General features: G+C 73.8%; 12 protein-coding genes and 1 pseudogene. 11 read left to right on the forward strand and 2 right to left on the reverse strand.

The genetic code is table 11. The features are described from left to right. Positions 1 to 27 precede the first annotated feature (27 nt). The 4 genes and pseudogenes from ACP7BI_RS01025 (at position 28) to ACP7BI_RS01040 (ending at position 3097) form a co-directional block, all read left to right on the forward strand. Positions 28 to 939, forward strand: a complete 912-nt coding sequence (locus ACP7BI_RS01025; RefSeq protein ID WP_425843058.1) for a 1,4-dihydroxy-2-naphthoyl-CoA synthase — start codon at positions 28 to 30, stop codon at positions 937 to 939. Positions 940 to 961: 22 nt separating this feature from the next. Beyond that, a pseudogene (locus tag ACP7BI_RS01030) lies at positions 962 to 1456 on the forward strand (AMP-binding protein); the annotation flags it as partial. A 258-nt stretch (positions 1457 to 1714) separates the two neighbouring features. Further along, on the forward strand, positions 1715 to 1981 hold the full coding sequence (locus tag ACP7BI_RS01035) for an AMP-binding enzyme (RefSeq protein WP_425843538.1): 267 nt from the start codon (positions 1715 to 1717) through the stop codon (positions 1979 to 1981). 159 nt (positions 1982 to 2140) lie between these two features. After that, positions 2141 to 3097 (forward strand): 1,4-dihydroxy-2-naphthoate polyprenyltransferase, encoded by a 957-nt coding sequence (locus ACP7BI_RS01040; protein ID WP_425843060.1) that lies wholly within the window; start codon positions 2141 to 2143, stop codon positions 3095 to 3097. A gap of 16 nt (positions 3098 to 3113) precedes the next feature. Here ACP7BI_RS01040 and ACP7BI_RS01045 read toward each other — a convergent pair whose 3' ends face one another. Next, the gene (locus ACP7BI_RS01045; RefSeq protein WP_425843062.1) at positions 3114 to 3581 is read right to left on the reverse strand and encodes a DUF4229 domain-containing protein; all 468 of its coding nucleotides are present in this window, start codon (positions 3579 to 3581) and stop codon (positions 3114 to 3116) included. Between the two features lie 51 nt (positions 3582 to 3632). Here ACP7BI_RS01045 and ACP7BI_RS01050 point away from each other — a divergent pair, with 51 nt between their 5' ends. From ACP7BI_RS01050 to ACP7BI_RS01070, 5 genes are read left to right on the forward strand one after another with little or no spacing between them, the layout of a single operon-like run. Next, positions 3633 to 4076 (forward strand): PLDc N-terminal domain-containing protein, encoded by a 444-nt coding sequence (locus ACP7BI_RS01050; protein WP_425843064.1) that lies wholly within the window; start codon positions 3633 to 3635, stop codon positions 4074 to 4076. Continuing rightward, positions 4051 to 5733 carry a 2-succinyl-5-enolpyruvyl-6-hydroxy-3-cyclohexene-1-carboxylic-acid synthase gene (menD, locus tag ACP7BI_RS01055; protein WP_425843066.1) on the forward strand — a complete coding sequence of 561 codons (1683 nt, stop codon included), beginning with the start codon at positions 4051 to 4053 and terminating at the stop codon, positions 5731 to 5733. Before ACP7BI_RS01050 ends, menD begins: the two co-directional genes overlap by 26 nt. After that, positions 5717 to 6574, forward strand: coding sequence for an SDR family oxidoreductase (locus ACP7BI_RS01060; RefSeq protein ID WP_425843068.1), 858 nt, complete (start codon positions 5717 to 5719; stop codon positions 6572 to 6574). Before menD ends, ACP7BI_RS01060 begins: the two co-directional genes overlap by 17 nt. After that, a complete protein-coding gene (locus ACP7BI_RS01065) occupies positions 6574 to 7782 on the forward strand; it encodes an AI-2E family transporter (RefSeq protein WP_425843070.1) in 1209 nt (402 codons plus the stop codon). Before ACP7BI_RS01060 ends, ACP7BI_RS01065 begins: the two co-directional genes overlap by 1 nt. A gap of 9 nt (positions 7783 to 7791) precedes the next feature. Beyond that, a complete protein-coding gene (locus ACP7BI_RS01070; RefSeq protein ID WP_425843072.1) occupies positions 7792 to 8643 on the forward strand; it encodes a PPK2 family polyphosphate kinase in 852 nt (283 codons plus the stop codon). A 321-nt stretch (positions 8644 to 8964) separates the two neighbouring features. Here ACP7BI_RS01070 and ACP7BI_RS01075 read toward each other — a convergent pair whose 3' ends face one another. After that, positions 8965 to 10173 carry an isochorismate synthase gene (locus tag ACP7BI_RS01075; protein ID WP_425843074.1) on the reverse strand — a complete coding sequence of 403 codons (1209 nt, stop codon included), beginning with the start codon at positions 10171 to 10173 and terminating at the stop codon, positions 8965 to 8967. 70 nt (positions 10174 to 10243) lie between these two features. Between ACP7BI_RS01075 and ACP7BI_RS01080 the strand changes: the two genes are divergently transcribed. Together ACP7BI_RS01080 and ACP7BI_RS01085 are read left to right on the forward strand one after the other, a co-directional pair. Beyond that, positions 10244 to 10996 (forward strand): class I SAM-dependent methyltransferase, encoded by a 753-nt coding sequence (locus ACP7BI_RS01080; protein ID WP_425843076.1) that lies wholly within the window; start codon positions 10244 to 10246, stop codon positions 10994 to 10996. Then, positions 10996 to 12006 carry a polyprenyl synthetase family protein gene (locus ACP7BI_RS01085; RefSeq protein ID WP_425843078.1) on the forward strand — a complete coding sequence of 337 codons (1011 nt, stop codon included), beginning with the start codon at positions 10996 to 10998 and terminating at the stop codon, positions 12004 to 12006. Before ACP7BI_RS01080 ends, ACP7BI_RS01085 begins: the two co-directional genes overlap by 1 nt. Positions 12007 to 12053 lie beyond the last annotated feature (47 nt).

Genomic DNA, 12053 nt, shown 5'->3' on the forward strand with positions numbered 1-12053 from the left:
TTCAGCGGCCCTGAGTAGGCTGGCCGGGTGACCATCTCGCCCCTGTTCGATCCCGCCGAGTGGGGCGACGCGGAGCCCGGCTACGACGACATCACGGTGCACCGCTCGCGCGACGGCCGCATCGGCCGCGTCGCCTTCGACCGGCCCGAGGTGCGCAACGCCTTCCGGCCCCACACGGTCGACGAGCTGCACCGCGCGCTCGACGACCTGCGGCAGGACAGCCGGGTGGGCGTCGTGCTCCTCACCGGCAACGGCCCGAGCCCGAAGGACGGCGGCTGGGCCTTCTGCTCGGGCGGCGACCAGCGCATCCGCGGCCGCGACGGCTACCTGTATGAAGAGTCCCCGACGCCCGAGACGGCCGTCGGCGCCAGCTCCAGCGCGCGCAGCGGGCGCTTGCACATCCTCGAGGTGCAGCGGCTGATCCGCTTCATGCCGAAGGTCGTCATCGCGGTCGTGCCGGGCTGGGCGGCGGGCGGCGGCCATTCCCTCCACGTCGTCTGCGACCTCACGATCGCGAGCGCCGAGCACGCGCGGTTCAAGCAGACGGATGCGGACGTCGGGTCGTTCGACGCCGGGTACGGATCCGCGTACATGGCGAGGCAGACGGGGCAGAAGTTCGCCCGCGAGGTGTTCTTCCTCGCCCGCGAGTACAGCGCCGACCGCGCCCTGCAGGCCGGCGCGATCAACGCATCCGTGCCGCACGCCGAGCTCGAGTCGACCGCGATCGAGTGGGCTCGCGAGATCCTGACGAAGAGCCCGACGGCGATCCGGATGCTGAAGTTCGCGTTCAACGCCGTCGACGACGGGCTCGTCGGGCAGCAGATCTTCGCCGGCGAGGCGACGCGGCTCGCGTACGGCACCGACGAGGCCGTCGAGGGTCGCGACTCGTTCCTCGAGAAGCGGGAGCCCGACTGGTCGGGCTACCCGTGGCACTACTGAAGCACCGAGACCGGACGGACCGCGCGAGCAGGAGAGGAGAGCGATGACGATCGTCGTGGAGACCAGCGGGTCGAGCGGCAGGCCCAAGCGCGTCATCATCTCCGATGAGGCCGTGCAGGCGTCGACCGAGGCCGCGATCGAGCGGCTCGGCGGGGCGGGCCAGTGGGTGCTCGCGCTGCCGGAGCAGTACATCGCCGGCAAGAACGTCATCTGGCGCAACGCCGTCTCGGGTGCGCCGCTCGTGCGCACCGAGGGCGCCTTCACCGCGGAGGCGTTCGTCGAGGCCGTGCAGAGCCTCGAGCACGAGCGGAAGTACACGTCGCTCGTGCCGACGCAGCTCGCGCGGCTCGTCGACGCGGCCGCCCTCGACCGCTCGTTCATCGGGCCGATCGCCCGGCTCGACCGCATCCTGCTCGGCGGTCAGCGCGCGCCCTTCGGGCTCATCGAGCGCGCCGCGCGGCTCGGCTGGCGCGTCACCCGCACCTACGGCGCGACCGAGACGGTCGGCGGATGCGTGTGGGACGGTCGGCCGCTGCGCGACGTGAAGCTGCGTCTCACCGACCAGATCGAGATAGCTGGGCCGCAGCTCGCCGACGGCTACGACGACCCTGCGCTCACCGAGCAGCGCTTCGTCGTCGACGGCTCAGGCACCCGCTGGTACAAGACGGGCGACGCGGGCAGCCTCATCAGCGGGCTGCTGCAGGTCTCGGGCCGCATCGACGACGTCATCAACTCCGGCGGCATCAAGGTGTCGCTCGCGGCGGTCGAGCACGTCGTGCAGACCTTCGCGCCCGACGCGGTCGTCGTCGCGGCGCCGCACCCCGAGTGGGGCGAGGTGCCGGCGGTCGTCACGACGCTCAAGCCGTCGCTCGCCGAGATCCGCGCGGCGGTCGGCAACGCGCTCGGCAAGCCCGCGCGCCCCAACCACCTCGTGACGGTGTCGGTGATGCCGACCACCGCATCCGGCAAGCCCGACCGCAAGCGCCTCACGCGGCTCGTCGCGAGCCGCACGCAGGAGCGGCGCCGGGGGCTGTTCGGCTGAGGCGCGCGTCTCCGCGGACCCCATCCTGCTGCGGGGACCCGAGATCTCGGGTCCGTGTGCCGAGATGGGGTCCGCGGAGCATCGCCGCCGGGCGAGAGCGGGTCGTCTCGACCAGCGGCGACCCGGTGGAGCGGCGCCTGGCGACTACCATCGGAGGCGATGGCCAACCCCCGCTCCGGCAACCCCGCCAAGCGCGCGCAGCACGCCGGCACCGCACCCTCGCCCGCGACCGCGCGCGACTGGATCGCCGCATCCCGCCCCCGCACGCTCGGGATGGCGGTCGCGCCCGTCGCGCTCGGCACCGCGGCCGCGTTCAACGCCGAGGGCTACCACCTCGGCATCGCGATCGCGAGCCTGCTGCTCGCGATCTGCATGCAGATCGGCGTGAACTTCGCGAACGACTACTCCGACGGCGTCAAGGGCACCGACGCCGTGCGGGTCGGCCCCGGGCGGCTCGTCGGCGCGGGCAAGGCAGCGCCCGAGGCGGTGCGGAACGTCGCGATCGGCTTCCTCGCGGCGGGCGCGCTCGCGGGCATCGCCGTCGTCGTGCTGAGCGGCCGCTGGTGGCTGCTCGCGGTCGGCGCGGTCTGCATCGTGGCGGCGTGGGGCTACACGGGCGGCAAGCAGCCCTACGGCTACTACGCGCTCGGCGAGCTCATGGCCTTCCTCTTCTTCGGCCCGGTCGCGGTGTGCGGCACTGTCTACGCGATGCTCGGCCGCGTCACCGACGACTCGATCGCGCTCGGCATCGCGATCGGCGCGATCTCGGCCGCGCTCATGCTGTGCAACAACCTGCGCGACATCGACACCGACCGCGCCGCCGGCAAGCGCACGCTCGCGACGCTGCTCGGCCGCGGTCCGTCGAAGGCGCTCTACGTGCTGCTCATGCTCGTGCCGTTCGGCATCCTGTGGGTCTTCTCGTACGCGCTCGCCTACGGCTTCGTCGTCTTCGCGGTGCTGCTGCTCGCGGGCCCCGCCATGGTCATCGTCGTCACCTCGCGCACGCCGCGCGACCTCATCACCGCGCTCGGCCTCACCGGCATGACGGCGCTGCTCTACGGCGTCGGCCTCGCGATCGCGATCTGGGGCGGCCCGGCAGGCTTCGTCGGCGCCTGAGCCGCCGCGCGCCCGCTCAGGCGCGCGGGTCGGATGCGTCGGGCCCGTCGGCCGCGTCCGTCGGTCGGGTGGGCGGGGCCTCGGGCGCCGCGTCGGCGAGGTCCGCTCGAGCGGCGCTCGCGTCGACCGCACCGACGTCCGCGTCGCGCGCGGCGCCGACTCCGGGCGCCGGATCGCCGGACGCCGCAGCACCCGCGCCCGGCGTCAGATCGGCGGCCCGCGCAGCACCCGCGTCGAGCACCTCGTCCTCGATGTCGGCGTCGTCGGGACCGGCGCCCTCGCGCTTGCGCCCCTGACGCATCCGCTGGAGGTCACGCGCCGCCTCGTCGCGCAGCTTGCCGAAGAACACGATCGACGCGGCGAACGCGAACGCGAGCGCGACGAGCAGCGAGATCGGCCACGGCACGTCGGCGATCATCAGCAGCGCGAACGGCACGAGGAACAGCGCAGCGCGCACGACGAGGTAGCGCATCGAGGGGCCCATGCCCTCAAGTCTAAGAGCCGCGCCATAGGGAACGGGCCTAGGGTGGGTGACATGAGATGGCTCATCCTCGGCGGGATCCTCGCCCTCGTGGTGACGGTCTACGCGCTCGTCGACCTCACCGTCACGGATGACCGTCGCATCCGCCGTCTCAACCGCGTGCTGTGGGTCGTGCTCATCGTCGTCGTGCCCGTCTTCGGCCCGATCGCCTGGCTCGCGTGGGGCAAGGGCCCCCGCTCCGCGGCGCGCCCGATGGCACCCGACGACGACCCGACGTTCTCGCGCTCGACGCTCGTCTCCGACGAGGAGGCCGACCGCCGCATCGCCGAGCTCGAGGCGCAGCTCGCCGCGCTCGACGACGAGGACCCGCGGCCCGAGCCGGGCCCAGCCCCTCGCCCCGACCGACCGGTCGTGGGCCCCGACGCCGGGAACGACCCCGACGACTCCGACGGGTCTGGCCGTCGCTCGCCCGATGACGGCGACGCGGCGCGTGCCTGACGCCCTGCCCGCAGCCGCCTACGCCGACCGGCTCGTCGCCGCGCTCGCCGACGCGGGCGTCGGCGACATCGTCGTCTGCCCCGGCTCGCGCTCGCAGTCGATCGCGCTCGCCGCTGCCCGGCTCGCGCGCGAGGGCGCGCTGCACCTGCACGTGCGGATCGACGAGCGCTCGGGCGCCTTCCTCGCGCTCGGGCTCGCGCGCGAGACTCGGCGCCCCGTCGCGATCGTCGTGACGAGCGGCACCGCGCTCGCGAACCTCCACCCCGCGATGCTCGAGGCGCACCACAGCGACGTGCCGCTCATCGCCATCACCGCCGACCGCCCGACCGAGCTGCACGGCATCCGCGCCAACCAGACGACCCGGCAGGCCGGCATCTTCGGCGACGCGGCTCGCGTCGTGCTCGACGTGGGGGCGGATGCGCTGCGCGAGCCCGAGGAGGACGCGGTCAGTGCCGTCCGTGCCGCGCTGGGCTGGCGCGACCGCGAGCACACCGAGCCCGGCCCCGTGCAGCTCAACATCGCCTTCCGCGAGCCGCTCTCGGGCGGGGAGCCGACGCAGCACCGCCGCGTCGAGCGGGTCGAGCGGCCGCCGATGCCGAGCGCGACGCTCCTGCCCGCGCCCCGCACGGTCGTGATCGCGGGCGCCGACGCGGGGGCGGCGGCCGTCGACGTCGCCGAGGCGCTCGCTGCGCCGCTGCTCGCCGAGCCGACCTCCGGCGCTCGCTTCGGTCGGCTGCTCGTGCCGCACGGCCGCGACGTCGTGTCGCAGCTCGCCGACGAGGTGCGGCGCGTCGTCGTGCTCGGCCACCCGACCCTCTCGCGCTCGGTGACCGGCCTCATCCGCCGGCCCGACGTCGAGGTCGTCGTGCTCGGCCGCGCCGGGCAGGACAACGTGCGCGGCACGGGCGTCACTCGTGTGCTCGCGGGCCGCATCGAGGTCGAGCCCGCCGAGCCCGACGACGCCGACCGTGCGTGGGTGGAGCGCTGGCTCCACGCGGGCCGCGCGCTCGCCGACGCGCGCGACGCCGAGGCGGCGCCCGACTCGGAGCTCACGCGCGCCGACTACGCGCGGGCGGAGCTCGCGGAGGGGCGCACGCCCATCACCCGCCGCGAGCTCGTGAGCCAGGTGTGGGACCGCACGTGGCCCCACGACCGGCTCGTCGTCGCGGCGTCGCGGCTCATCCGCGAGCTCGACCTCGTCGCCGGCCCGAAGGCGGTGCGCGCCCACGCCAACCGCGGGCTCGCCGGCATCGACGGCACCGTCAGCACCGCATCCGGCATCGCCGTCGCGCACGAGCGCGAGAGCGCCGGCGGCATCACGCGGCTGCTCATCGGAGACCTCGCCCTGCTGCACGAGGCAGGTGGCCTGCACGTGCCGCCGGGGGAGGAGCGGCCGCGGCTGCAGATCGTCGTCGGCAACGACAACGGCGGCAGCCTCTTCGAGCTGCTCGAGGTCGCTGGCAGCGCCGACCCCGGCGACTTCGCGCGCGTGCAGCGCACCCCGCACGACGTCGACCTCGAGCACCTCGCGGCCGCCTACGGCTGGCCGTTCGGGCGCGTCGTCGACCGCGCCGGCCTCCGGAGGGCCCTGTCGCAGCCGAGACCGGGCATCATCGAGGCAGTGCTGGAAGGGGGCGCGGATGCGCAAGGGCTCTGACACCGTCATCGACGGCTCGACGCGGATCGTCATCACCGGCGGCGGCAGCGGCATCGGCAGGCTCGTCGCGCTCGCGGCGGCGCGGAAGGGCGCCCACGTCGTGCTCTGGGACCGCGACGAGCGCGCGGCCCGCGCGGTGATCGCCGAGATCGACGCGGAGGACGGCCGCGCGACCGCCGTCGTCGTCGACCTCACCGACGCCGACGCGATCGAGCTCGCTGCCGCCGAGACGCTCATGCTCGGTCCCGTCGACGTCGTCGTCAACAACGCCGGCGTCATCTCCGGCAAGCCGCTCGCCTCGCTGAGCGTCGCCCAGATCGAGCGCACGATGCGCGTCAACGCGATCGCGCCCATCCTCGTCGCGCGCGCCTTCCTGCCCGCGATGCGCGACGCGGGCCGCGGGCGCATCGTCACCGTCGCGAGCGCCGCGGGCTTCATCGGCGTCGCGGGCCAGACCGACTACGCCGCGAGCAAGTTCGCCGCGGTCGGCTTCATGGAGTCGCTGCGCGCCGAGCTGCGCAAGGAGCGCTCGCCCATCACGACCCTCACGGTCGCGCCGTTCTACATCGACACCGGCATGTTCGACGGCGTCACGACGAAGGTGCCCGCGCTGCTGCCGATCCTGTCGCAAGCGCGCGTCGCGACGCAGATCCTCGCCGCGATCGAGTCGCGCCGCACGCTCCTCGCGCTGCCGCCGCTCGTGCGCTTCGTGCCGGCGATCAAGGCGCTGCCGACCGCGCTCGGCGACCTGGTGGCGGATGCGCTGGGCGTCAACGAGGGGATGGACGCGTTCCGCGGTCGGCAGGCCGCGCACCGCGACGGCGAGCGGGCGCTCCGCTGATGCGCTGGCCGTGGCAGCGGCGGCGGCAGCCGGCGCCCGTCGTCCAGGCCGAGCCGCCGCGCGAGCGGTGGGCGCTTCCGCGCACGCTCATCGTGCTGATCTCGGTGATCGCGGTCATCGCCGTGCTCATCGCCTTCAACCAGGTCGCATCCTTCGTCGCCCCCGTCTTCCTCGGGCTCAACCTCGTGATCGCCGTCATGCCGCTGCAGCAGTGGCTGCTGCGCATCGGAGCACCGAGGTTCGTCGCGGCGCTCGCATCGATGCTGACGGTCTACGGGTTCCTCGTCGCGCTGCTGTGGTCGATCTACTGGTCCGTGCAGTCGCTCATGACCGAGCTGCCCGGCTACTCGAGCGAGTTCAACCGGCTCTACCGCGAGACGCTCGCGTGGCTCGAGACGTTCGGCGTCTCGGAGGACGAGGCGCTCCAGCAGCTGCGGAACGCCTTCAGCCCCGGGGCGATCGCGAGCACCGTCGGTGCGCTCGCCTCGGACGCGGGCGTCGTGCTCGGCTTCGTCGCGACCCTCTTCGTCGTCATCTTCTTCCTCGCGTGGGACTCGATGCGGCTGCCCGACCGCATGCAGCGCATCGCGCTCACGAACCCCGACCTCGTGCGCGGCGTCGACCGCTTCGCGGCCGGCGTGCAGCGATACTGGGTCGTCACGACGCTGTTCGGCCTCGTCGTCTCGGCGCTCGACCTCGTCGCCCTCACGGCGCTCGGGGTGCCGCTCGCGCTCGTCTGGGCCGTCTTCGCGTTCGTGACCAACTACATCCCCAACATCGGCTTCGTGATCGGCACGGTGCCGCCGACGCTCATGGCGCTGCTCGCGAACGGCCCGCTCAACGCGCTGCTCACCGCGATCCTCTTCAGCGTCATCAACTTCGTCATGCAGTCGCTCGTGCAGCCGAAGGTCGCGGGCGACGCGGTCGGCGTGACGCCCGCGACCTCGTTCCTGTCGCTGCTCGTGTGGGCGTTTGCGCTCGGACCGGTCGGCGCGCTGCTCGCGCTGCCGGCGACGCTCGCGGTCAAGACGATGCTCGTCGACCCCGACCCGCGGCTCGGGTGGATGAGCAAGCTCATCTCGAACAAGGTCGACGCGGTGCCGCCGGGCAGGCTCGGCCGCGCTGTCTCGCCGGGGGTGCGGCCGCGCGATCAGCGGCCGCCCACCGCGGCGGTCCCCATCCAGGAGCCGCCAGCGTCGCGGGGCTAGTCTCCCGGCATGACTGCGATCACCGACGCGCTGCGCACCACCGGTCCCGTCGACCTCGCCAGCGTGAGCCCCGCATCCACCCCCGGGTTCGACGGCCGCAAGGCCGACGGGCAGCGGGCGCTCGAGGCTGGCGCCGAGCGCCTCGCCGAGCTGCAGGAGCGGCTCTTCGCCGAGAGCACCGCGGGCGGCGAGCGCTCGGTGCTGCTCATGGTGCAGGGGATGGACACCTCCGGCAAGGGCGGCATCATGCGCCACGTGGTCGGGCAGGTCGACCCGCAGGGCGTGCGCATCAAGGCGTTCAAGGCGCCCACCGAGGAGGAGCGCTCGCACGACTTCCTGTGGCGCATCGAGCGGGAGCTGCCGGCGCCCGGCATGATCGGCGTCTTCGATCGCTCGCACTACGAGGACGTGCTCATCCACCGCGTGCGCGGCCTCTCGGCGCCCGACGTGATCGAGGAGCGCTACGGCCGCATCGTCGAGTTCGAGCGGGGGATCGCCGAGCGCCGCATCTCGCTCATCAAGGTCATGCTGCACGTCTCGTTCGAGGAGCAGGGCACGCGGCTGCTCGAGCGGCTCGACCGGCCCGAGAAGCACTGGAAGTACAACCCGGCCGACATCGACGAGCGCGAGCACTGGGATGCCTACATGGAGGCGTACGAGATCGCGATCGCCCGCACGGCCACCGACCAGGCGCCGTGGCACGTCGTGCCGGCCGATCGCAAGTGGTACGCGCGGCTCGCGGTGCACGAGCTGCTGCTCGAGGCGCTCGAGCGCATCGACCCGCAGTGGCCGACGGCCGACTTCGACGTGGCCGCCGAGCGAGCCCGGCTCGTCGGCGCAGGCGGCACCCCCGCCAGCTGACCGCGACCCCGCCCGCCCTCGAGCGGTCAATTCCCCGCCTGAGCGGTCAACTCCGCGCGTGAGCGGTCAACTCCGCCCGTGAACGGTCACCTCGGCACGTGAGCGGTCAACTCCGCCCGCGAGCGGTCAACTGCGTGGCGGAGCAGCCGCCCGCCGGCCGACCGACCGCTCACATGACGAACTGACCACTCGCACACCGACGTGATCCTTCGCACACCGAATCGACCGTTCACACGCGAAAGTGACCGCTCGGAAGCGGAAGTGACCGCTCACACGCGCAAGTGACCACTCGAGCGCGGAAGTGACCGCTCGGAGCGCTGGTCAGGGGAGGGGGTCGGCGAGCGCGTCGGTGATGGGGCGCAGCTTCACGCCGGTCTCGGCGAGCTCGGCGGCCGGGTCGGAGCCCGCCACGATCCCGGCGCCCGCGAACGCGCGGATGCCCCCGTCGGCCGCGATCTCGGCGCCGCGCAGCGCGATCACCCACTCGCCGCCGCCGTCGCCGTCGATCCACCCGACCGGCCCCGCGTAGCGGCCGCGGTCGGTGGCCTCGAGCTCGCGGATGAGCGCGAGCGAGGCCTCGCGCGGCGTGCCGCCGACCGCAGCCGTCGGGTGCAGCAGCGCGAGCACGTCGAGCGTCGAGCGGTCGCCGAGCGTGCCGGTGATGTCGGTCGCGAGGTGCCAGAGGTTCGGCAGCCGCAGCGGGAACGGCTCCGACGCGCGCGCATCCGGCGCGAGCTCGCGCAGCACCGCCATCGCGGAGTCGGCCGCGAAGCGGTGCTCGCGCAGGTCCTTGTCGCCCGACGCGAGCGCCTCCGCGATCTCGGCGTCGCGCGAGGGCGTCGCCCCACGCGGTGCCGTCCCCGCGAGCACGCGCGAGAAGAAGTGGCCCCGGTGCGCGGCGATGAGTGTCTCGGGGCTCGCGCCGACGACCCCGTCGACCGCGTAGGTCACCGCATCGGGGTAGCGCTGCACGAGGCCGACCGCGACCGAGCGCACGTCCCCGTCGGGCGGCAGCTGCCCCACGCGATCCCGGGCGACGACGATCTTCTCGGCCTCACCGGCACGGATGCGCTCGGTCGCCTCCGCGACGACGGCGCGGTAGCGCTCGGCGTCGATCTCGCCGTCGGCCAGCTCGACGCGCACCTCCTCGACCGCGGTCGGGTGCAGGCGGCCCTCGTCGCCGATCCACGTCACCCACTCGTCGTCGCCGCGACGGCCGACGACGAGCTTCGGCACGATGAGCACGCTCGTCGCGGCCGACGCGTCGTCGAACGCGAACGCGCCGAAGCCGACGAGTCCCGTGCCCGGGACAGCGACCGCGTCGTCGACGACCGCGTCGCGCGCGACGTCGCGCCACGCATCCGCCGCGTCCGTGAACCGCGAAGGGCCCCGGAACTCGAGCCGCATCGCGACGCCCCGGCCGACGATGCCGTCGGCGCCGCGGCGGATCGCGAGCGGCCAGCGCGGCTCGGCGTGCTCGAGCAGCCGGCCGGGCTCCGCGCGCTCGGTGCGCACGTGCAGGCTGGGCATGCACGCCAGCCTAGACGTCCGTCTCGAGGCGCCCGACCTGGGCTCAGCCCGCGCCGCCTAGGATAGGGGTGTGAGCCGAGCTGACATGCAGAAGGACCCGAGCGAGGTCGCGGGCATGTTCGACGCGACGGCCAAGCGCTACGACCTGCTCAACTCGCTGCTCTCGGGCGGCAACGACAAGCTGTGGCGCATCCAGATGCAGCGCGCCGTCCGCCCGCAGGCGGGCGAGCGCATCCTCGACGTCGCCGCCGGCACGGGCGCTTCGGCCGCGCCGATGGCGAAGGCCGGCGCGCTCGTCACCGCGCTCGACATCAGCCACGGGATGCTCGAGGAGGGTCGGCGCCGCCACCCCGACATCGAGTTCGTGCACGGCAGCGCGACCGAGCTGCCGTTCGACGACGACACCTTCGACGCTGTCACCATCTCCTTCGGCCTGCGCAACGTGCAGCAGCCGCGGGCGGCGCTCAGCGAGTTCTACCGCGTGCTGAAGCCCGCCGGCCGCCTCGTCGTGTGCGAGTTCTCGCACCCGCCGGTCGATGTCGTGCGCAAGGGCTACGAGCTCTACCTGCGCACCGCGCTGCCGGGCATGGCGCGGCTCGCGAGCAGCAACCCCGAGGCGTACCGCTACCTCGTCGAGTCGATCTCGACCTGGCCCGACCAGCACTCGCTCTCGCAGTGGATCCGCACCGCGGGCTTCACGCGCGTCGCCCACCGCAACCTCACGCTCGGCGTCGTCGCCCTGCACCGCGGCCGCAAGCCCACCGAGCAGACCGCCGCGCTGCGCCTCGCGCGCCACGCGAGCGCGGAGGAGCAGGCCGACTGATGCCGACGATCCCCGAGACCTTCGGTCTCCGCGGGCCGCGCTTCACGGCGCCCGCCGACCGCCGCGTCGTCGACCGCATCGAGGAGAGCCTCGAGTCGGTCGAGGAACGGCTCCTCGCCCACCTGCACGTCGCCGATCCCGTGGCGGATGCGGTGACGCGCTACCTCCTGGAGGCCGGCGGCAAGCGCGCCCGGCCGCTCCTGCTGCTGCTCACGGCGCACCTCGGCAACGGCATCGACGACCAGGTGCTGACGGCGGCGGAGCTCATCGAGATCACGCACGTCGCGAGCCTCTACCACGACGACGTGATGGACGAGGCGGACACCCGTCGCGGCGTGCCCTCCGCGCACGTCGCGTGGAGCAACTCCGTCGCGATCCTTGCGGGCGACCTGCTCTTCGCGCGCGCCGGCAAGCTCGCCGCGCCGCTCGGCCGCGAGGTCGCCGAGCTGCAGGCTCGCACGTTCGAGCGGCTCTGCCTCGGGCAGCTGCACGAGACGCTCGGCCCGGGTGACGAGGACCCGGTCGCGCACTACCTGCAGGTGCTCGCCGACAAGACCGGATCGCTCATCGCCGCCGCGGCCGAGTGCGGCGCGCTCGTGAGCGGCGCCGACGACGAGCACCGCGCGGCGCTCCGCGAGTTCGGCGAGCGCATCGGCGTCGCCTTCCAGCTCGTCGACGACTGCCTCGACCTCTCGGCCGACCCGGGCACCGGCAAGGACCAGGGCAACGACGTGCGCGCCGGGGTCGAGACGCTGCCTGTGCTGCTGCTCGCGCGCCGCGACGACGAGGCCGCGGCGGCGCTGCTCGCCCGTCTGCAGGATCCCGCCGACGACGCCGACCTCGCCGCCGCGGTCGCCGAGCTCGCCGCCCACGACGTCGTCGACGAGACGATGGCCGAGGCCGAGCGCTGGCAGCGCGAGGCGCTCGAGGCGCTCGAGCCGCTGCCCGCCGGCACGGTGCGGCGCGGCCTCGAGGCGTTCGCCGAGAAGGTCGTCTCGCGCACCCGCTGAGCAACCGGAGACCGGGCGGCGCGCCCGCCCTCACCCCAAGGAGAGAA

Source organism: Agrococcus sp. TSP3-2-1, from assembly GCF_049897585.1.
GTDB lineage: Bacteria > Actinomycetota > Actinomycetes > Actinomycetales > Microbacteriaceae > Agrococcus.

Excerpts from the sequence above, each read along its gene's own strand:
- ACP7BI_RS01060 (WP_425843068.1), top strand. The coding sequence starts at position 5,717 with ATGCGCAAGGGCTCTGACACCGTCATCGACGGCTCGACGCGGATCGTC.
- ACP7BI_RS01045 (WP_425843062.1), bottom strand. The coding sequence starts at position 3,581 with ATGGGCCCCTCGATGCGCTACCTCGTCGTGCGCGCTGCGCTGTTCCTC.
- ACP7BI_RS01085 (WP_425843078.1), top strand. The coding sequence starts at position 10,996 with ATGCCGACGATCCCCGAGACCTTCGGTCTCCGCGGGCCGCGCTTCACG.
- ACP7BI_RS01070 (WP_425843072.1), top strand. The coding sequence starts at position 7,792 with ATGACTGCGATCACCGACGCGCTGCGCACCACCGGTCCCGTCGACCTC.
- ACP7BI_RS01050 (WP_425843064.1), top strand. The coding sequence starts at position 3,633 with ATGAGATGGCTCATCCTCGGCGGGATCCTCGCCCTCGTGGTGACGGTC.
- ACP7BI_RS01075 (WP_425843074.1), bottom strand. The coding sequence starts at position 10,173 with ATGCCCAGCCTGCACGTGCGCACCGAGCGCGCGGAGCCCGGCCGGCTG.
- menD (WP_425843066.1), top strand. The coding sequence starts at position 4,051 with ATGACGGCGACGCGGCGCGTGCCTGACGCCCTGCCCGCAGCCGCCTAC.
- ACP7BI_RS01065 (WP_425843070.1), top strand. The coding sequence starts at position 6,574 with ATGCGCTGGCCGTGGCAGCGGCGGCGGCAGCCGGCGCCCGTCGTCCAG.
- ACP7BI_RS01040 (WP_425843060.1), top strand. The coding sequence starts at position 2,141 with ATGGCCAACCCCCGCTCCGGCAACCCCGCCAAGCGCGCGCAGCACGCC.